A 19,604-nucleotide genomic window follows, 5' to 3' on the forward strand; every position below is an offset into this window, starting at 1 on the left:
CACTCAGTCTCGCGTGTAGCGTCGCGCTCGTCCGGCGATGCCGGCGAAGTGGAACCCACCGGGTGATTCGGGCGCCACGGTGAGGTCGGCGGTGGTGTCGCGCGGGACGCTGCGGTGCAGTGCACGGTAGTCCTCGACCGAGATCGGAACACGTGCGTCGAGCAGCTTCTCGGTGCGATCACGCCGCATCAGCTCGCGATACCCCGGCTGGACCACGGCGGTGAAGAATTCGCCCACGGCGCCGGATCCATAGCTGAACAGCCCGATGCGTGCGCCCGTGAGGTCTTCATCGGCGTCGAGGACGGCCGCGAGCGCGAAGAACAACGACGCGGTGTAGCTGTTGCCGATCCGTCGGTTGTAGCGGGTCGAGGGCAGGAACGACTCGAGGCCGAGATCCACACCGGTGTGCTCGCCGAGCCGACGATGCGCCTTCTCCGCCATCCGCGTGAACGGCTGGTGGTGGCAGAATCGGTCGATCTCCGAGATGTCCACGCCGCCTTGTGCACGGTAGTCGTCCCACGCGCCGGTGAAGGCGTCGAGGTAGGCATCGATCGAGAGTTTGCCCTCGACCATGGCCACGTCACTGTCGTTGGGACGCCAGAAGTCGTCGATGTCGGCGGTCCAGACCCCGGTAGGCCCCGGGATCTCCAGAAGATCCGGGTCGGCGGCGACGAGCATCGCGACGGCGCCGGCTCCTTGCGTGGGCTCGGCGGCCGTGTCGATGCCGTACCGTGCGACGTCGCTGGTGATGATCAGGACCCGTTCGCGGGGGTCGCGGGCGACGATCCCCATCGCCATCTGAAGAGCGGCGGTTCCGCCGTAACAGGCCTGCTTGAGTTCGACGACACGGCATGCCGACGGCAGACCGAGGAGGCGATGGGCGAAGACCCCCGCGGCCTTGGACTGGTCGACACCCGACTCGGTGGCGAACAGCAGGGTCCGGATGCCGTCCGTGCCATGACGCTCGAGGATGGGTGCGGCGGCATCCGCACCCATGGTGACGATGTCCTCGTCCGGTGCGGGCACGCTCATGTGGTCCTGCCCCAGACCCTTGTGGAACTTCGCCGGTTCGACCCCGGTGGCATGCGCCAGGTCGGCAAGATCGAGCACACGCGCGCCCGTGGCGACCGCGAGGTCGTGAATTCCGATGACGGGTGGGTTGTTCATGCCTTGCCTCCTGCGCGGCGCTCCATGAGCACATGCGATTGCATCAATTCTCCCGGATTGGTCTGAGCGGCCAGCAGAGACAGCTCTCCGCACAGCACGGTCGCGGCGATCAGTCCCGCCAGGCGGCGGGCACCGGCGCCGGATTCCTCCAGACCTCGGCAGCCGAGTCGCTCGAGCGCAGCATCGACGCCGGGAAGGTCCTTGCCGTTGCCGACGGTACCCACGATGAGGTTGGGAAGCGTGCAGGAGAACAGCAGCGCACCCTCGGGACGTTCCTCGGCGTAGGTGATGCCCTGTGACCCCTCGACGATGTTCGCCGCGTCCTGCCCGGTCGCCAGATAGAACGCCAGCAGCATGTTGGCGTAGTGCGCGTTGGCCGAGCGCAGCGCGCCGGCGATGGTCGATCCGACCAGGTTCTTCCGGGTGTTGAGTTCGACCATGCGCGACGCGGAGGTGCGCAACTGATCTGCCACGAGCGCCTCGGGGATGAGGATCTCCGCCACGACGCTGCGGCCGCGACCGAGAAGTCCGTTGACGGCGGTCGCCTTCTTGTCGGAGCAGTAGTTTCCCGAGATCGAGCCGTAGGACAAGTCGGGATGCCAGGCGAGGATCGTCTCCATCAGCGATTGCGCCGCGAGCGTCACCATGTTGTGCCCCGATGCGTCCCCGGTCTTGAGGGCGAATCGGACGAAGAGCAGGTGACCGACGATCTCCGTGTCGATGTCGATGAGTCGCGCGTGTCGACTCTGCGCGGCCACGACCGCGCAGAGATCGTCGAAGCGGGCGGCGAGTCCGCGCGACGCGGCGACAGCCGCCGCGGCGGACGGCGCGACGAACAGGCTCGAGCGCGTCATCCGCTCGTCGACGACGGAGATGCGGATGCCGTCCTCGACCAGGCGCGAGATGCGAGCGCCACGCCCGACCGAGGGCCACAGAGGCGATTCGTAGGTGGCCAGCGGCACGCTCTGTTCGCCCGTGACGTCACCGGTGAGTTTCAGCGGTCCGACCCAGCGGGTCGGTACGGGGGTGACGAGGTCATCGGACATTGCTGCTCCTTCCGAGGGTGCGCTGCGCGAGCGTCGACACGTCGACGCCTCGTACGGCGCAGAACTGCGCGGTGGGGCCGCCGACGACGACGTCGGTGGTCCGGAGGGCCGCGAGGTCTTCGGCTCCGAGCAGGGCAAGGAGCGAGGTGAGGTGCGTGGTCCAGTCCGCGATCCGGTCGCGCAACGCTTCCGCGCCGCCTTCGAGGACGACCGAGAGGAATGAGCCCGAAACCCCCACAGCGCGCGCACCGAGGGCGAGTGCGCGGGCGATGTCCAGGGGTGAGCGCACCCCGCCGGAAGCGAGAAGGTCGGGTGCGCCTTCGGGCGCCTCCAGCAAGCAGGCCACGGCCGACTGGCCCCACCCCTCGAGGTAGGCGTAGTCCCGATGCGGACGGCGTTCGTTCTCGACCCGCACGAAGTCGGTCCCGCCGTTGCCGGACACATCAGCGTTCGCCACGCCCATGTCGGCGAGGCGTCGCAGGGTCCGTGCGCTGAGTCCGAATCCGACCTCTTTGACGATGACGGGTACGTCCACCGCGGACACGATCGCTTCGAGGGAGGCGGGCCAGCTCGAGAAGGAGCGGCTGCCCTCGGGCATCACCGTCTCCTGCACGGCATTGACGTGAACTTGCAGCGCGTCGGCGTCGAGGAGGTCGACCGCGCGCCGCGCGTCATCGGCGCTGCGCTCGATGCCGAGGTTGGCCATGACGTAGCCGTCGGGGTTCTCATCTCGGAGCACACGGAAGGTGGGGGCGACGGACGGGTCCCCGAGAGCGATGCTCACCGATCCGGAAGCGATGGCCACCCCGGTCTCGCGCGCTGCGATCGCAAGGTCTCGGTTCACCGCCCCCGTCATGTCGCTGCCGCCGGTCATGGCGTTGATGTAGAAGGGCAGGCGCCACCGGGACCCCGCGACGTCAGTGTCCAGCGACACCCGGTCCGCATCGATGCCGTCCAGGGCATGGTGGACGAAGGCGACGTCGTCGAAGCCGTTCCTTCGCGGACCCGCTGTCTGTTGCGCGGCCGCCAGCCGGACATGGTCGTCTTTGCGATCACCCGACACGATCGTCCCCTTCTCGCTGCCAGACCGCCAGCGGCAGCGGATGGATTCCGTGCGCGCGCCAGTCGTCCTCGAGGGACGCGCGGTCACCGTCCGCATCGACGAGGGCGACTCCGCAGTCACCGCCGCCGGCGCCGGAAGGCTTCGCCGCACCGCCCCGCCCTTCGATGATGTCGCACATTCGGCCCAGTGCGGCCGTCTCGATCTCGACGCCGCTCTGCCGGCCGAGTTCGCGGAGGACAGCGCGCGCCTGCCGAAGGGCGTCCTGGGCCTCCCGCCCCTCTGCGGCACAGAGGGCATCACGGAGCATCGACACGGCGTGGCGTGACTCATCCAGGAACCGCTCGTGGTCCACCGCGCCCGAGATCACCGCGGACTGAACGGCCGAGACGAGTGACCGTGTCGACGCGGGATGGCCGGTCCAGCCGACGACCAGTTCGAGACCATCAGGTGCGGGCAGCGGAGTGAGTTCACCCAGATCCCACGCACGCGACCCGAGGAGAGCGGAGAGTGCGGCATCGGCACTCTCCTCGAGAAGTCGTCGTCGATCGGGGGAGCGGTACAGGATCCAGCCGCCCATCGTGCTCGCGGCGACGTCGCCGCCGCTGGCATCGGGTGCCACGGCGAGCGTGGCGAGCATCGACAAGCGGTACTCCTCGGTCGGCGTCAGGTCGAGGCCGAGATGGCGGCCCACTGCGCGCACGACACCGACGGTGACAGCCGCGGACGACCCGAGCCCGTACTTCCGCCCCGAACCGTGGTCGAGGCCGCTGTCGATGTCGAGCGCGAACACGCGCGACGCGATCCCCCGTTCGCGGCGCAGTCTTTCGAGCACGCTCAGCGCGGAGACGACGTAGTCGAGGTCGTGGTCCGCATGCGCGGGGACGATCCCGGTCTCTGCCGGCGTCCACTCCAACGTCCGGTATCCGCGTGAACGCACGGTGCGGACGGGCGCCACGGGATCGAGCGCGACGGTGATTCCCATGTCCACGGCGACCAGCACAGCCGGCTCCCCGGGGGTGACCACCGCATACTCGCCGGCGATGAAGAGCTTCCCCGGAACGCGGACGACCAGCGACCCGTTCGGCGTCGGGGTCACGCGTCGGTCTCCTGCAGACGCACACCCGGCCCCGGCCGTGCGATCACGACGTCGGCCAGCGCACCGATGCGTTCTGCGACCGCGGCGGTGTGCTCGGGCGGTGAGATCACGCACACGTTCGGTCCGGCGTCGGCAGTGGCCCAGGCGAGGACGCCCTCGCCGCGCAGCTGCGCGACGGCATCGAAGATCGCCCAGCTCCTCGGGGTGAGGTAGCGGATGGACGGGTCGCTGCCCTGGATCGCGGCGTGCATGCGCAGGGCGTTGGTCTCGGTGATGCGTCCGAGGCGCTCGAGGTCACCGGAGCGGCAGGCCTCGAGCGCCGATTCCAGGGTCTGCGCCGTCGAGGTGACCCACGCCGGGTAGAACGGCGAGGTCATCGCGGTGCGTTGCATCGCGTCGCGGCTGGAGACGGCCTTCTCCCGTGCGTCGACGGTGGCGATGACCATCTCGATGGGCGGCGCCTGGACCGGCTCGGCGAACGACTGTTCGTCGGATCCGGCGTGCCACACCGCGAAGCGCGGGATGACCGAGCGCGCCGCGGAGCCGGAGCCGCGCCGCGCCAGGCGGCTGAGCGAGCGGTCATCGAGCGCAAGGCCGTACGCGGTCGAGGCTGCCTGCGCGAGTGCGGCGAATCCGGACGCCGAGGACGCCAGGCCCGCGGCGGAGGGGACGGTGTTCTCGGTGATCACCTCGGCGCGGTCCTCGCGACCCGCGAGGAGACGGACGTGGTCGAGGAAGCGGACGACGCGATCGCGGACGGTGCCCTCGCGCTCCGCGCCGTTGAACACGACGCGGTCGTGGTCGCGGTCGACGATGCGGACGGTGGTCGTGGTCGGGAAGATGTCCAGAGTCATCGACAGGCTGCCCGTCGCGGGCAGGTTCGACGCCGCGTCGGCTTTGCCCCAGTACTTCACCAGCGCGATATTGGGGTGTGCGCGCGCGGTCGCGACGGTCATGCGATCTCCATGTGTGTGGTCCAGGCAGCGGGAGCGCCCGCCGCGCGTAGCCGGGCGACGAGCTCCGCGGCGTGCTCCGGGTCGTCGGCGAGTGCCAGGACGCATCCGCCGCGCCCTCCACCGGTCAGTTTCGCGCCCGGGGATCCGCCCGCGCGAGCCGCCGCGGCGAGGTGGTCGAGAGCGGGGTCACCGACGCCGAGGGTGCCCAAGTGACGGTGCGCGGCATTCAACGCCGCCCCGAGTCCGGCGAGGTCTCCCGCGGAGATGTGCGTGCGGGCGAGCGTCGTCAGGGCCGACAGCGACGACACCGCGGCGTCGAAGACCGATGGAGCCGATCGTCTCACTTCCCGCACAGCCGCCACGGCCTCGCGGGTGCGGCCCCGCACTCCGGAGTCGGCCACGACGAGGTGGAGCGCCGCACCGACGGTGATGTGCTCGATCGCCCCCTGCTGGAACCAGATCGGTCCAGGCGCGCACACCGCGCGCGCGTCGAGTCCGCTCGGTGAACCGTGAGCGGCCCGTTCGGCATCCTGGATGAGGTCGAATCGCTCATCCGGAGTCAGGACCCGGCCGAGGGCCTGCGACACGGCGCTGACGACGGCGCCGGCGACGGCCGCGCTGGACCCGACGCCGCGCTCCGAGGGGATGTCACTGAGGATGCGAACGTGCACCTGGGCGTCGGGGGAGACCGCTGCGATCGCCGCGCGCACCGCCGTGACAGTGGGAAGCAGTCGATCCGGCGCGGCGGCGAGGCTGCCGTGGAACAGCTCGCTGTCGATCCGCGACGGCGCGGTTGTCATCGTGACCTCGGCGCGGGCGCTGATCGAGGTGATCGGCAGGGCGATGGCCGGGTGCCCGTACACGACCGAGTGCTCCCCGATCAGGATGACCTTCCCGGTCGCACGAGCCGTTCCGGCCCCCGGTGAAGGGTCCCCGACGGGAGCGTCGGCGGAACGCGACGCGCGGGGCTGTGTGGGAGCGTCCCCGCGGAGGGCGCTCGCGTCGATCTTGGGGGTCATAGCGGGCACCTCCAGCCTAACAGTCGGTACCCCGGGCGGACCGGTGCGCCGGTCCCGGCGCGGGGTGGGCTAAGGTGTCTGGCGACTGCAACCTTTAACGCCGTCCTGTGAGACGGAGAAGGGAGCGACGATGAGCACGCGCACCGTGCTGCACGACGCCGACATCGCCCGGGCGCTGACTCGGATCGCCCACGAGATCCTCGAGTCGAACAAGGGGCCGGACTCCCTGGTCATCCTCGGGATCCCCACCCGCGGCGTCACCCTCGCGCGACGTCTGGCGACCCTGGTCTCCCGCTTCGGCGGCGGGGAGGTCCCGTCGGGGTCGCTGGATGTCACGATGTACCGCGACGATCTGCACCGCAACCCCACGCGATCGCCGCGTCCGACCGAGATCCCGGCGGGGGGCATCGACGGGAAGACGGTCGTCCTGGTCGACGACGTGCTCTTCTCGGGTCGAAGCATCCGCGCCGCCCTGGACGCGCTGCAGGACATCGGTCGTCCGGCCGCGGTCCGCCTGGCGATCCTCATCGACCGAGGACACCGAGAGCTGCCGATCCGACCGGATTTCGTCGGCAAGAACCTGCCCAGCGCACGCGAGGAACGGGTCAATGTCCGCGTCGACGAGATCGACGGCGTCGACGAGGTGGTGATCGGATCATGAGGAACCTGCTCGACACCCGCTCCCTCAGCCGCGAAGACGCGATCGGCATCCTCGACGTCGCCGAGGACATGGCCGATACGCAGCTGCGCGAGGTGAAGAAGCTCCCGACGTTGCGGGGCAAGACGGTGGTGAACCTGTTCTTCGAGGACTCCACCCGCACCCGCATCTCCTTCGAGGCCGCCGCCAAACGTCTCTCGGCGGATGTCATCAACTTCTCGGCGAAGGGGTCCAGCGTCTCTAAAGGCGAGTCGCTCCAAGACACCGCTCAGACGCTGCAGGCGATGGGAGCCGATGCCGTCGTGATCCGTCACGGCGCCTCGGGCGCCCCTCAGACCCTCGCCACCAGCGGCTGGATCGACGCGGGTGTCGTCAACGCCGGTGACGGCACGCATGAGCACCCCACGCAGGCGCTCTTGGATGCGTTCACGATCCGTCGCCGCACGTACGGGGCCGACAGCCGGGGGCGTGATCTGTCTGGACTCCACGTCGCGATCGTGGGTGACATCCTGCACTCCCGGGTGGCGCGGTCGAACGTGTGGTTGCTCACCACGCTCGGAGCGCGGGTGACGCTCGTGGCACCACCGACGCTGATTCCGCAGGACGTGTCCGCCTGGCCGGTGACGGTGCGGTACGACCTCGACGAAGCGATCGCCGAGACCCCGGATGCGCTGATGATGCTGCGGATCCAACTCGAACGCATGAACGCGGCGTATTTCCCCACTGAGCGGGAGTATTCCCGCCGATGGGGTCTGGACCCGCGGCGTCTGGAGGCGTTGCCGACCGGTAGCATGGTGATGCATCCGGGTCCGATGAATCGCGGCCTGGAGATTTCGGCGGCCGCCGCCGATTCCCCCCGAGCAACCGTGCTGGAGCAGGTCGCGAACGGCGTATCCGTGCGCATGGCCGTGCTGTACCTCCTGCTGGCGGGAGACCGCGCGAATGAGAAGGAGGACATCCGATGAGAACCCTTCATGACCGCGCCGCGTCGCACACCCCGGTCCTCTTCCGCGGTGTGCGGATCCTGGGAGGCGAACCGCGCGACCTGGTGGTCGACCACGGTGTGATCACCTCCCTCGACGGCGAGGCTCCCGCGGACGCCAAGACGGTGGACGCCGAGGGCCTGGTCGGGCTCCCGGGACTGGTCGACCTGCATGTGCACTTCCGTGAACCCGGCTTCGAGGCGTCCGAGACCATCCTCACCGGATCGCGTGCCGCCGCTGCCGGCGGGTACAGCGCTGTCTTCGCGATGCCCAACACCTCACCCGTGGCCGACACCGCCGGGGTCGTCGAGCAGGAACTCGCTCTGGGAGAGGCTGCCGGGTACGTCCACGTCCAGCCCATCGGCGCCGTGACGGTCGGTCAGCGGGGCGAGCGCCTGGCCGAGCTCGGCGCGATGGCGGCCTCGCGAGCTCAGGTCCGCGTCTTCAGCGACGACGGGTTCTGCGTCTGGGACCCGCTGATCATGCGGCGCGCGCTGGAATACGTGAAGTCCTTCGACGGGGTCGTCGCCCAGCACGCCCAGGATCCGCGGCTGACCGAGGCCGCGCAGATGAACGAGGGCTCGGTGTCGGCGGAGCTGGGGTTGGCCGGATGGCCGGCGGTGGCCGAGGAGTCGATCATCGCCCGCGACGTGCTCCTCGCCGAGCACGTCGGCTCGCGGCTGCACGTGTGCCATCTGTCCACGGCCGGTTCGGTCGAGATCATTCGATGGGCCAAGGCGCGTGGCGTGGACGTCACCGCGGAGGTCACCCCTCACCACCTCCTGCTCACGGAGGAGTCCGTGCGGGGCTACGACCCGAGATACAAGGTGAACCCCCCGCTGCGACGGAACGAAGACGTGCTCGCCGTCCGTGAGGGACTGGCCGACGGCACGATCGACATCGTCGCGACCGATCACGCACCGCACCCCGCGGAATCGAAGTCCTGCGAGTGGGGCGCAGCCGCCCACGGCATGGTCGGTCTCGAGAGCGCGCTTCGCGTCGTGCAGCAGACCATGGTCGACACCGGGCTGCTCGGATGGGACGACGTGGCTCGCGTGATGTCCTCGTCCCCGGCCCGCATCGGGCGCCTGACCGGGTACGGCACGGCCCTCGAGGTGGGTGCGCCTGCCTCTCTGACGCTGTACGACCCGCGCCCGTCGCGGACGTTCTCGATCGACGACCTGCGGGGGCGCAGCGTCAATTCGCCTTATATCGGCCGGGAGCTGCCCGGCGAGGTGCGCTGGACGCTCACCGATGGGCGAATCACCGTCGCCGACGGCGAACTGCTCGACCTGGAGGGGATGGCGTGAGCCGCGAAGCCGCGCTGATGGTCGTCATGGCCGTCGCCGTCGCGCTGCTGGTGCTCGCGGCGATCGGGTGGTGGCGGCGATCCCGCCGCGACCGCGGACTCATGCCTCCCGTCGGGCGCATCCCCGAGGGTGCGCTCGAGCGGGACCGCTTCCGCGTCCTCTACGTGGCCACGACGCGAGCCGACGAACCGTTGGAGCGCCTGGCGATCCGCGGTATGGGCTTCCGGGCGGCCGCAGAGCTCATCATCACCGAACGCGGCGTCGCGCTCCACCTTGCGGGTGAGCAGCCCCTGTTCTTCAGCCGACCGCGCCTGGTCGCCGTGGATCAGTCGACCGTCGCGATCGACCGGGTCGTCGAACGCGACGGCCTCGTCCGTCTCATCTGGCGGATATCCGACGACACCGTCGTCGACACCTACCTCCGGCCGCAGGATTCCTCGGCCCGCGCTCTCGCCGACGCCCTCGGCGCTTTCATCACCCCGACAGGAGCAGACGCATGACCTCGCTGCTGACCACCGATCCCGCGGTCCTCGTGCTGGAGGACGGCTCACGACACCCCGGCCGCGCGTACGGCGCCCGGGGGACGACTCTGGGCGAAGTCGTCTTCGCGACCGGGATGACCGGCTACCAGGAGACGCTCACAGACCCCTCCTACGCGGGTCAGATCGTGTTGCAGACCGCACCGCACATCGGCAATACCGGGATGAACACCCAAGACCGCGAATCCCGACGCATCTGGGTGTCCGGCTACGTCGTCCGTGACCCCTCCCGCGTCGTATCGAACTGGCGCTCGGAGGAGTCGCTCGACGACGCTCTCGCCGCCGATGGGATCGTCGGGATCAGCGGTATCGACACCCGTGCTGTCACGCGTCGCATCCGCTCGTCCGGGAGCATGCGCGGTGGCGTCTTCTCCGGTGAGGCCGCTGCCCTGGATGCGGACGAGCAGCTGCGCATCGTTCGTGAGGCGCCGGCGATGTCGGGTCGCAACCTGTCCGCAGAGGTTTCGGTCGACGCCGTCGAAGTCACCGCCGCGACCGGGGACCGCATCGGCAACCTGGCCGTACTCGACCTCGGTGTCAAGCAGGCGACGATTCTCAACCTCGCCGCCCGCGGTTTCGACGTCCATGTGTTCCCGCAGAGCGCGACCATCGAGGAGATCCTGGCCATCGAGCCGGTCGCCGCGTTCTACTCCAACGGTCCCGGCGATCCGTCGGCCAGCGACGCGCACGTGGCACTGCTCCGCGGCATCCTGGACGCGAAGCTGCCGTTCTTCGGTATCTGCTTCGGCAATCAGCTGCTCGGCCGCGCCCTCGGTTTCGGCACCTACAAACTGCCGTTCGGCCACCGCGGCATCAACCAGCCCGTTCTCGACAAGGCCACGGGGCGGGTGGAGATCACCTCGCAGAACCACGGCTTCGCCGTGGACGCGCCGCTGGACGGTCACGTCGACAGCCCCCACGGGTATGGGCGCGTCGAGGTGAGCCACATCGGTCTGAACGACAATGTGGTCGAAGGCATCCGCGCCCTCGACATCCCCGCCTTCAGTGTCCAGTACCACCCAGAAGCGGCCGCGGGACCGCACGATGCGAACTATCTGTTCGATCGCTTCCGCGACATGGTGATCGACGCCCGGTCGACACGCGACAACGACTCCCAGGAGGGTGGCCTCTGATGCCCAAGCGCGACGACATCCAGTCCGTCCTCGTCATCGGCTCCGGTCCGATCGTGATCGGCCAAGCGTGCGAGTTCGACTACTCCGGCACCCAGGCGTGCCGCGTGCTCCGCGAAGAGGGGGTGCGCGTGATCCTCGTCAATTCCAATCCGGCGACCATCATGACCGACCCCGACTTCGCGGACGCCACCTACATCGAGCCGATCTCACCCGAGGTGATCGAGACGATCCTCGCCAAGGAGAAGCCGGACGCGATCCTGCCGACCCTGGGTGGTCAGACCGCTCTGAACGCCGCGATGGCGCTGCACGATCGCGGCATCCTGGAGAAGTACGGCGTCGAACTGATCGGCGCGAACGTCGAGGCCATCCGGAAGGGTGAGGACCGGCAGGTCTTCAAGGAGCTCGTCCTCGAGTGCGGTGCCGATGTCGCCGAGAGCCGGATCTGTCACTCGATGGATGAGGTCCTCGCAGGTGCCGCGGATCTCGGCTACCCACTCGTGGTGCGGCCGTCGTTCACGATGGGTGGGCTCGGCAGCGGATTCGCGTTCGACGAGGCGGACCTGCGGCGTATCGCCGGGGCGGGTCTGCGCGACTCGCCGACCCACGAGGTGCTCCTGGAGGAGTCGATCCTCGGGTGGAAGGAGTACGAGCTCGAGCTCATGCGGGACTCCGCCGACAACACCGTGGTCGTGTGCTCCATCGAGAACGTCGACCCCGTCGGCGTGCACACGGGCGACTCGATCACCGTCGCGCCGTCGCTGACGCTCACCGACCGCGAATACCAGAAGCTGCGTGACATCGGCATCGACATCATCCGCGCCGTGGGGGTGGATACGGGCGGGTGCAACATCCAGTTCGCCGTCGACCCGGTCACCGGGCGCATCATCGTCATCGAGATGAACCCCCGCGTCTCGCGCTCATCGGCCCTGGCTTCCAAGGCGACCGGATTCCCCATCGCCAAGATCGCCGCGAAGCTCGCCATCGGCTACCGCCTGGATGAGATCCCCAACGACATCACGAAGGTCACGCCGGCCAGCTTCGAGCCCACGCTCGACTACGTGGTCGTGAAGGTGCCGCGATTCAACTTCGAGAAGTTCCCGAACGCCGACACCACCCTCACGACCACCATGAAGTCCGTCGGCGAGGCGATGGCCATCGGACGCAACTACACCACGGCGCTGCAGAAGGCCCTCCGCTCGCTGGAGAAGCGAGGCTCGAGCTTCCACTGGGGCGAGGAGGAGCGCACCGTCGAAGAACTGCTCGAGATCGCCCGAACCCCCACCGACGGCCGCATCGTCGTGCTGCAGCAGGCGATGCGCAAGGGCGCCACGGTCGAGCAGGCGTTCGCGGCGACGAGCATCGACCCCTGGTTCCTCGACCAGATGGTGCTGATCAATGAGGTGGCCGAGGAGATCCGCGCGGCGGGGACGCTGGACGCGGACGTCATCCGGCTCGCGAAGGACCACGGGTTCTCCGACGCCCAGGTCGGACAGCTGCGTGGCCTCGACGAGGCCGAGGTGCGCCGCGTCCGCCACGGTTTCGACATCCGCCCGGTGTACAAGACCGTCGACACGTGCGCCGGGGAGTTTCCCGCGCTCACCCCGTACCACTACTCCAGCTACGACTCCGAGACCGAGGTCACGCCGTCGGCACGCACGAAAGTGGTCATCATCGGATCGGGACCGAACCGCATCGGACAGGGCGTCGAGTTCGACTACTCGTGCGTCCACGCCTCGTTCGCCCTGAGCGACGCCGGCTACGAGACCATCATGGTCAACTGCAACCCCGAGACGGTCTCCACCGACTACGACACCTCCGACCGGCTCTACTTCGAGCCGCTGACGCTCGAGGACGTGCTGGAGGTGCTGCACGCCGAGGCGCAGTCCGGTGAGATCCTCGGTGTCGTCTGCCAGCTGGGCGGGCAGACGCCGCTCGGCCTGGCCAAGGGCATCGAAGAGGCCGGGTACACGATCCTCGGGACGAGCCCCGCCGCGATCGACCTCGCCGAGGAACGCGGTCTGTTCAGCGGGATCCTCGATGCGGCCGGCCTCGTTGCGCCGCGGCACGGCACGGCGATCGACGTCGACGAGGCGGTGGCCGTCGCGGAGGACATCGGCTACCCCGTTCTTGTCCGTCCGAGCTTCGTGCTGGGCGGTCGGGGCATGGAGATCGTCTACGACACGGAGAGTCTGCGCGACTACTTCGTCCGGATCGAAGACCAGGCCATCATCGGGCCGGGCCTGCCGCTGCTCGTGGACCGGTTCCTCGACGACGCGATCGAGATCGACGTCGACGCTCTCTTCGACGGAGAGCAGCTCTACATCGGCGGTGTCATGGAGCATCTCGAGGAGGCCGGAATCCACTCGGGAGACTCCAGCTGCACCCTGCCGCCGATCTCGCTCGGACGCACCGACGTCGACCGTGTGCGCGCGGCGACGCTCGCCATCGCCGAGGGGATCGGCGTGCGCGGTCTGCTGAACGTGCAGTTCGCGATCAGCGCCGGTGTGCTGTACGTGATCGAGGCGAACCCGCGGGCCAGCCGCACCGTCCCGTTCGTGTCGAAGGCGCTCGGCATCCCGCTGGCCAAGGCTGCCTCACGCGTCATGGCGGGTGCGACCATCTCGCAGCTCGTCGGAGAGGGGCTGCTGCCCGCCGCGGACGGATCGCGCGTGCCGTTGGACGCACCGGTCTCCGTGAAAGAGGCGGTACTGCCGTTCAAACGGTTCCGCACCAAGGACGGCGAGACGGTGGACTCGATCCTCGGTCCGGAGATGCGCTCCACGGGCGAGGTGATGGGGATCGACCGCGATTTCCCGACCGCTTTCGCCAAGAGCCAGCAGGCTGCCTACGGCGGCATGCCGACGTCCGGCACCGTGTTCATCTCGGTCGCCGACGACGACAAGCGCGCCGTGATCCTGCCGGCACACCGCCTGCGTGAGCTCGGCTTCGACCTGGTGGCCACGGAAGGCACCGCCGAGATCCTCGCCCGCAACGGGATCGCGGTCGAGGTGGTCGCCAAGTACTCCGAGACCCAGGAGTCCGGAGATGCGAACGTCGTCGATCTCATCAACGCGGGCCGCATCGACATGGTCGTCAACACGCCCTCTGGCGGGATGGCGCGCGCAGACGGATACGAGATCCGTGCGGCGGCCGTCGCGGCCGACAAGGCCCTGTTCACCACCATCGCCCTGCTCGGTGCCGCCGTCAGCGCCCTCCCGGCGCTGCGGGAGGGATTCGACGTGCGCAGCCTGCAGGAGTACGCCGCCGACCGCGCCGGCCGCGCATGACAGGCTTCGGCGAACGGGTGAGGGGTGCCCTGGCGCAGAGCGGACCGCTCTGCGTGGGGGTCGACCCCCACCCGGGCCTGCTCGCCGCCTGGGGCTTGCCGACCAGCGCCGAGGGGGTGCGCACCTTCGGGCTGCGCGTCGTCGAAGCGGCGTCTGCGTCCCCCGCGGGCATCATCAAGCCGCAGGTGTCCTTCTTCGAGCGGTTCGGCTCCGCCGGGATCGCGGCGCTCGAGGACGTGATGCGGGCAGGGCGCGAAGGCGGGCTCATCGTGATCGCCGACGCCAAACGGGGCGACATCGGCTCGACCATGCACGCGTATGCGGAGGCGTGGCTGACACCGGGCTCGCCGCTGGAAGCCGACGCGCTCACGGTGAATCCGTACCTGGGGGTGGGGGCACTCTCCTCCGCCGCTGAGCTGGCCTATGCCCACGGAAAGGGACTGTTCGCCCTCGTGGCCACCAGCAACCCCGAAGCCGTCGCGCTGCAGCGATCGCAACGGCAGGACGGCCGGACGGTGGCACGGGCCGTGCTCGACGAGCTGGGGGCGATCAACGCCGACCACACGAGAGCGGGGGAGTGGGGCAGCATCGGGGCGGTCGTCGGAGCCACGGTTTCCTGGGCGGAGAGCGGACTGGTCGCCACGGATCCGCCGACACCGATCCTCGCGCCCGGATTCGGCTTCCAGGGTGCGCGCGCAGATGATCTGCAGCGGATCTTCGGCGAAGCGGCGCCGACCGTGATCGCCAGCGAGAGCCGCAGCATCCTCGCAGCCGGCCCCGACCGTCTCGTCGAGACCATTCGAGAACGCTCTGAGCAGTATGGGAGCACGCCATGACCGATAGCCACCGTCCGCCGGATGTCGACCGGGTCGCCGCGTCACGCCGAGCCGTGGCCGCGCGCCGTGCGCGCGCGGCGCTCAAGAAGGACATCGCGATGCGCGTCGTTTCGCCGCAGGATGTGCTCGCGCGCAGCGCCGACTCGGCCGACGCCGCGGCGTCGACCCTCCGTGTGACGGAGTTCCTCACCGCCCTTCCCGCGATCGGCGCGGGCAAGCGGGATCGTGTGCTCGACGAGCTCCGGATCTCCCCGGTCAAACGCCTGGGCGGCCTCGGTGCCCGCCAGCGGGCGGCCCTCGCGGAGTGGCTCGATTCTCGTTTCCCCCCGGTGCGTCCGCGCTCAGGGCGCAGCCGCCTGCTCGTCCTGGCCGGGCCGACGGCAGTCGGCAAGGGAACCGTGGCCGCGCATATCGCCGCACACCACCCGGAGATCCTGCTGTCCGTCTCGGCGACCACGCGCGCGCCCCGTCCGGGCGAGATCGACGGCACGCACTACTTCTTCGTCGACGATGACGAGTTCGACCGCATGATCGACGCGGGTGAGCTGCTCGAGTACGCCACGGTGCACAACCGACACCGCTACGGGACGCCCCGACGCCCGATCGAACAGGCTCTCGCTTCGGGGCGGACGGTTCTCCTGGAGATCGACCTCCAGGGTGCCCGGCAGGTGCGGGCCGCAGACCCGTCGGCCACGCTCGTCTTCCTCCTGCCACCGAGCTGGGACGAACTGGTCCACCGACTCGTGGGCCGCGGCACGGAGGACGAGGAGGAACGCGCGCGCCGCCTGCGCACGGCGAAGGGCGAACTCGCCGCCCAGAGCGAGTTCGATCATCGCGTCGTCAACGACACCGTCGCCGAAGCGGCCCGCAAGGTCGTAGACTTGTCCGAAGCGCCCGCGCGGTATCCGTCGCGCCCCTGACGCGCAGCCGACTCACCGCCACCGTCCGAACCAGGAGGTTCCCCATGGCCGGAACGAACCAGGGCATCATCGAGCCCCCCATCGACGCTCTCCTCGAGAAGGTCGACTCGAAGTACCAGCTCGTGATCTACGCATCCAAGCGCGCCCGTCAGATCAACGACTACTACTCCGACCTCCACGAAGGCAACCTCTTCGACAACGTCGGCCCCCTCGTCGACTCCACCGTGGAGGACAAGCCGCTCACCATCGCCATGCACGAGATCCACGAGGACAAGCTGCGCCTTCGCGCCGCCGAGTAATCCCCGTCGCGTGTGTCACCGGCCGCATGACCTGCTCATGTCGGCCGGTGATGTCATACTGCCGGCGACCGTGATCCCCGCCTACCTGGAGCCCCGATGAGCGACCTGCGCCTGTTCACCTCCGAATCCGTGACCGAGGGGCATCCCGACAAGATCTGCGACCAGATCTCGGACAGCATCCTCGACGCGATCCTCGCGGAGGACCCGCAAGGCCGTGTGGCCGTCGAGACACTCGTCACCACCGGGCTCGTGCACGTGGCGGGAGAGGTGTCCACCCGCGCGTACGTGGAGATCCCCGCGATCGTCCGCGACGTCGTCAATCGCATCGGCTACACCAGCAGCGACACGGGTTTCGACGGAGACTCGTGCGGGGTGAGCGTGTCGATCGGCGCGCAATCCTCCGACATCGCCGCCGGTGTCAACAAAGCCTTCGAGCAGCGCGAGCGGGGCTCGGTCGACCCCGCGGACGAACAGGGCGCCGGCGATCAGGGAATCATGTTCGGCTACGCCACCGATGAGACGCCCCAGCTCATGCCGATCGCGGCGTGGACCGCTCACCGGATGGCGGAGCGGCTGGCGGATCTGCGGCGTACCGGCGAGCTCGCGTTCCTCCGACCGGACGGCAAGACCCAGGTGACGCTCGGCTTCGACGGGGGCGTGCCGAAGACAGTGGAGTCGGTGGTCCTGTCCACACAGCATCATCCCGACATCTCGCAGGAAGAACTGCGTCAGCGGGTGCGCGCCGAGGTCATCGACCCGGTCCTGCGCGACACGGGCCTCGACCTGCCGGATGTGCAGTACTTCATCAATCCCGCCGGTCCCTTCGTCGTCGGCGGCCCGAAGGGCGACGCCGGGTTGACCGGGCGGAAGATCATCATCGACACCTATGGGGGAGCGTCGCGGCACGGCGGCGGAGCGTTCAGCGGCAAGGACCCGTCGAAGGTCGACCGATCGGCTGCGTACGCCATGCGATGGGTCGCCAAGAACGCCGTCGCCGCGGGCCTCGCAGACCGGATCGAGGTCCAGGTGGCCTACGCGATCGGCAAGGCCAGCCCGGTCGGCCTGTACGTGGAGACCTTCGGCACCGGACACGTCGCCGACGAGCGGATCACCCGCGCGATCCGCGACGTCTTCGATCTGCGCCCCAAGGCGATCATCGATCGGCTCGACCTGCAGCGCCCCATCTACGCCCAGACCGCCGCGTACGGGCATTTCGGGCGCGACCTGCCCACCTTCACGTGGGAGCGCACGGATCGGGTCGACGAGCTCCGCACAGCCGCCGGTCTCTGACATGCCGGCCCGCCGCGTCGCGCGGGTGCTGGTCGACTCCCCGCTGCCGCAGCTGGATCGCCTGTTCGATTACGCGGTACCGCTCGACCTCGTCGAACGTGCACGTGCAGGGGTCCGTGTGAAGGCACCCCTGCGCAGCGCGGGTCGCACCGTCGAGGGATGGATCGTCGAGGTGATCGACGAGGAACCCTCCGATCGCCCGCTCTCCGACCTCGAAGACGTCGTCTCGCCGATCGCCGTCCTGCCCCCGAGCCTCTACGCCTTGGCGCGAAAGGTGTCCGACCGAGCCGCCGGCTCGGTCAGCGGCATCCTGAAGGTGGCTGTGCCGCGGCGCATGGTCCGTGCCGAGAAGGCCCATCTCGCGGCCGACGCGCCCCCGCATCCGGCGGTGCCGGCGGAGTCGATCGCATGGGCCCGAACGCGCCTGGCCGCTTTCCCCGACGCCGCGCAGATCCTGCACGAACACGGCCGCGGTGCCCTGACGGCCCCGCCCGGCGTCGAGGCGGTCGGCGCGGTCCCCGATGACACGACAGGGGGGTACGTCGGCGCGTGGGCCCAGCTCCTGGTGGCCATGGCGGTCGATCTTCTCGCGCGCGGCCGCAGCACGGTCATCGTCGTTCCCGACCACCGTGATCAGGATCACGTGGAGAAGGTGCTGCGCGCGCGACTCCCGGAGGGCGCCACGGTGCGGCTCGATGCGCGCCAGAGCGGTCCGGCGCGGTATGCCGCGTACCTGAGGGTGCTCGCCGAGGCGCCGTGCGTGGTCGTCGGCAATCGCTCGGCCGTGTACGCCCCGGCGTCCGATCTCGGCGCCGTGCTGGTGTGGGACGACGGTGATCCCCTCCTCGCCGAGCCGCTGAGCCCCGGCGTCCACGCCCGCGACGCGGCGTTGGTCCGGCAGGAGTTGGAAGGATGCGCGCTCGTTTTCGCCGGTCACACGCGGTCGACGGATGTCGAACGCCTGGTCTCGGTCGGATGGATCCGAGAGATCGCGCCGGTTCGCCGCGTGATACCGAAGACGCTGCTCAGTGCGACCAGGGAAGGGGAGGGCCGCGGGCAGCGCATCCCCTCGGCCGCATTCGCCGCGGCCCGCGAGGCCCTCGAGCACGGCCCGGTCCTCGTGCAGGTCGCTCGTCCCGGCTACGCGCCCGTCCTGGTGTGCGCCTCGTGCCGTCATCCAGCGCGGTGCGAGCACTGCGGAGGCCCTCTGCACGCTGCCCGACACGGTGCGGTGCCCTCCTGCAGGTGGTGTGGGCGTTCCGCGCCCGCGTGGCGATGCGCCCAGTGCGAGGCGACGTCATTGCGCATGGCGTCCTCTGGGAGCGAGCGGACCGCGGACGAGCTGGGCCGGGCCTTCCCCGGCGTGCGGGTGATCGTCGCCGACGGCGATCACCCGGTCAGCGAGGTCGACGCGCGCCCGGCGCTGGTGGTGGCGACTCGTGGTGCCGAGCCGATCGCAGCCGGAGGGTATCGGGCTGTCGTCCTCCTGGATGCCGAGCGGATGCTCCTGGCTGAGGAACTGCGGATCGGTGAATCGTGCCTGCGCTGGTGGTCCAACGCGGCCGCCCTGGCCGCTCCCGGCGCCCCCGTCCACCTGGTGGGCGTGGCAGGTCCGGCGGCCCGGGCGTTCGCGACATGGAATCAGCCGGCGTACGCGCGCAGCGAACTGGCCGAGCGTACACCACTGCGGATGCCGCCGGTCGTGCGCGTGGCCGCGCTGGAAGGCGACCGGCGCGCGGTGACGGACGCCCTCGCCGTCCTGCAGCGGGAGGTCGACGGGCTCGGCGACGGGGCAGTCCTCGGCCCGGTGGAGACCCAGGACGGAACGGTTCGCGCCCTCGTCCGTTTTGACTACGCCCGGGGGACCGCGGTGACGCAGAATCTGCGCTCCTCGGTGATCGCTGCCGCCCTCCGCTCGCGCAGACCGGCCAAGGGGCGTCCGCGTTCCCCCGGCAATACACTCAGAGTCCGGGTCGATGTGCCCGATCTCGACCTGTGAGGA

At 69.6% G+C, this 19,604-nt stretch carries 17 protein-coding genes; 11 read left to right on the forward strand and 6 right to left on the reverse strand.

Translation table 11 applies throughout. The features are described from left to right. Positions 1–3 precede the first annotated feature (3 nt). The 6 genes from RZO50_RS12955 to mvk are packed head-to-tail and all read right to left on the reverse strand — an operon-like array spanning position 4 to position 6,347. Positions 4–1,167 (reverse strand): hydroxymethylglutaryl-CoA synthase, encoded by a 1,164-nt coding sequence (locus RZO50_RS12955; protein WP_322600148.1) that lies wholly within the window; start codon positions 1,165–1,167, stop codon positions 4–6. After that, positions 1,164–2,213, reverse strand: coding sequence for a hydroxymethylglutaryl-CoA reductase (locus RZO50_RS12960; protein WP_322600149.1), 1,050 nt, complete (start codon positions 2,211–2,213; stop codon positions 1,164–1,166). Before RZO50_RS12960 ends, RZO50_RS12955 begins: the two co-directional genes overlap by 4 nt. Continuing rightward, positions 2,203–3,276: a type 2 isopentenyl-diphosphate Delta-isomerase gene (gene fni / locus RZO50_RS12965; protein WP_322600150.1), complete on the reverse strand. Its 1,074-nt coding sequence runs from the start codon at positions 3,274–3,276 to the stop codon at positions 2,203–2,205. The genes RZO50_RS12960 and fni overlap by 11 nt, the downstream gene beginning before the upstream one ends. Further along, on the reverse strand, positions 3,266–4,372 hold the full coding sequence (locus RZO50_RS12970) for a phosphomevalonate kinase (protein ID WP_322600151.1): 1,107 nt from the start codon (positions 4,370–4,372) through the stop codon (positions 3,266–3,268). The genes fni and RZO50_RS12970 overlap by 11 nt, the downstream gene beginning before the upstream one ends. Further along, positions 4,369–5,328 (reverse strand): diphosphomevalonate decarboxylase, encoded by a 960-nt coding sequence (gene mvaD, locus RZO50_RS12975; RefSeq protein ID WP_322600152.1) that lies wholly within the window; start codon positions 5,326–5,328, stop codon positions 4,369–4,371. The genes RZO50_RS12970 and mvaD overlap by 4 nt, the downstream gene beginning before the upstream one ends. Continuing rightward, positions 5,325–6,347 (reverse strand): mevalonate kinase, encoded by a 1,023-nt coding sequence (gene mvk, locus RZO50_RS12980; protein WP_322600153.1) that lies wholly within the window; start codon positions 6,345–6,347, stop codon positions 5,325–5,327. Before mvk ends, mvaD begins: the two co-directional genes overlap by 4 nt. Positions 6,348–6,477: 130 nt before the next feature. On the opposite strand from mvk, the gene pyrR reads away from it, so the two are divergent. From pyrR to RZO50_RS13035, 11 genes are all read left to right on the forward strand, one after another. Then, complete coding sequence (gene pyrR, locus RZO50_RS12985; RefSeq protein WP_322600154.1) at positions 6,478–7,008, forward strand: bifunctional pyr operon transcriptional regulator/uracil phosphoribosyltransferase PyrR; 531 nt, start codon at positions 6,478–6,480, stop codon at positions 7,006–7,008. After that, entirely contained in the window at positions 7,005–7,970 is a 966-nt protein-coding gene (locus RZO50_RS12990) for an aspartate carbamoyltransferase catalytic subunit (protein WP_322600155.1), read from the forward strand. The genes pyrR and RZO50_RS12990 overlap by 4 nt, the downstream gene beginning before the upstream one ends. Continuing rightward, positions 7,967–9,298, forward strand: a complete 1,332-nt coding sequence (locus RZO50_RS12995) for a dihydroorotase (protein WP_322600156.1) — start codon at positions 7,967–7,969, stop codon at positions 9,296–9,298. The genes RZO50_RS12990 and RZO50_RS12995 overlap by 4 nt, the downstream gene beginning before the upstream one ends. Continuing rightward, positions 9,295–9,798 (forward strand): PH-like domain-containing protein, encoded by a 504-nt coding sequence (locus RZO50_RS13000; RefSeq protein ID WP_322600157.1) that lies wholly within the window; start codon positions 9,295–9,297, stop codon positions 9,796–9,798. The genes RZO50_RS12995 and RZO50_RS13000 overlap by 4 nt, the downstream gene beginning before the upstream one ends. Further along, positions 9,795–10,970: a glutamine-hydrolyzing carbamoyl-phosphate synthase small subunit gene (carA, locus tag RZO50_RS13005; RefSeq protein WP_322600158.1), complete on the forward strand. Its 1,176-nt coding sequence runs from the start codon at positions 9,795–9,797 to the stop codon at positions 10,968–10,970. The genes RZO50_RS13000 and carA overlap by 4 nt, the downstream gene beginning before the upstream one ends. Further along, on the forward strand, positions 10,970–14,257 hold the full coding sequence (carB, locus tag RZO50_RS13010; protein ID WP_322600159.1) for a carbamoyl-phosphate synthase large subunit: 3,288 nt from the start codon (positions 10,970–10,972) through the stop codon (positions 14,255–14,257). The genes carA and carB overlap by 1 nt, the downstream gene beginning before the upstream one ends. Next, positions 14,254–15,093 (forward strand): orotidine-5'-phosphate decarboxylase, encoded by an 840-nt coding sequence (gene pyrF / locus RZO50_RS13015; RefSeq protein ID WP_322600160.1) that lies wholly within the window; start codon positions 14,254–14,256, stop codon positions 15,091–15,093. The genes carB and pyrF overlap by 4 nt, the downstream gene beginning before the upstream one ends. Next, a complete protein-coding gene (gene gmk, locus RZO50_RS13020; RefSeq protein ID WP_322600161.1) occupies positions 15,090–16,013 on the forward strand; it encodes a guanylate kinase in 924 nt (307 codons plus the stop codon). The genes pyrF and gmk overlap by 4 nt, the downstream gene beginning before the upstream one ends. Before the next feature lie 44 nt (positions 16,014–16,057). Beyond that, positions 16,058–16,312 (forward strand): DNA-directed RNA polymerase subunit omega, encoded by a 255-nt coding sequence (gene rpoZ, locus RZO50_RS13025; RefSeq protein WP_071043502.1) that lies wholly within the window; start codon positions 16,058–16,060, stop codon positions 16,310–16,312. A gap of 96 nt (positions 16,313–16,408) precedes the next feature. Then, the gene (gene metK / locus RZO50_RS13030) at positions 16,409–17,602 is read left to right on the forward strand and encodes a methionine adenosyltransferase (RefSeq protein ID WP_322600162.1); all 1,194 of its coding nucleotides are present in this window, start codon (positions 16,409–16,411) and stop codon (positions 17,600–17,602) included. Between the two features lies 1 nt (position 17,603). Further along, positions 17,604–19,601, forward strand: a complete 1,998-nt coding sequence (locus RZO50_RS13035) for a primosomal protein N' family DNA-binding protein (protein WP_322600163.1) — start codon at positions 17,604–17,606, stop codon at positions 19,599–19,601. The last annotated feature ends 3 nt before the right edge of the window (positions 19,602–19,604 follow it).

The sequence above is a fragment of the Microbacterium xanthum genome (assembly GCF_034531355.1).
GTDB classification, from domain to species: Bacteria; Actinomycetota; Actinomycetes; order Actinomycetales; family Microbacteriaceae; genus Microbacterium; species Microbacterium xanthum.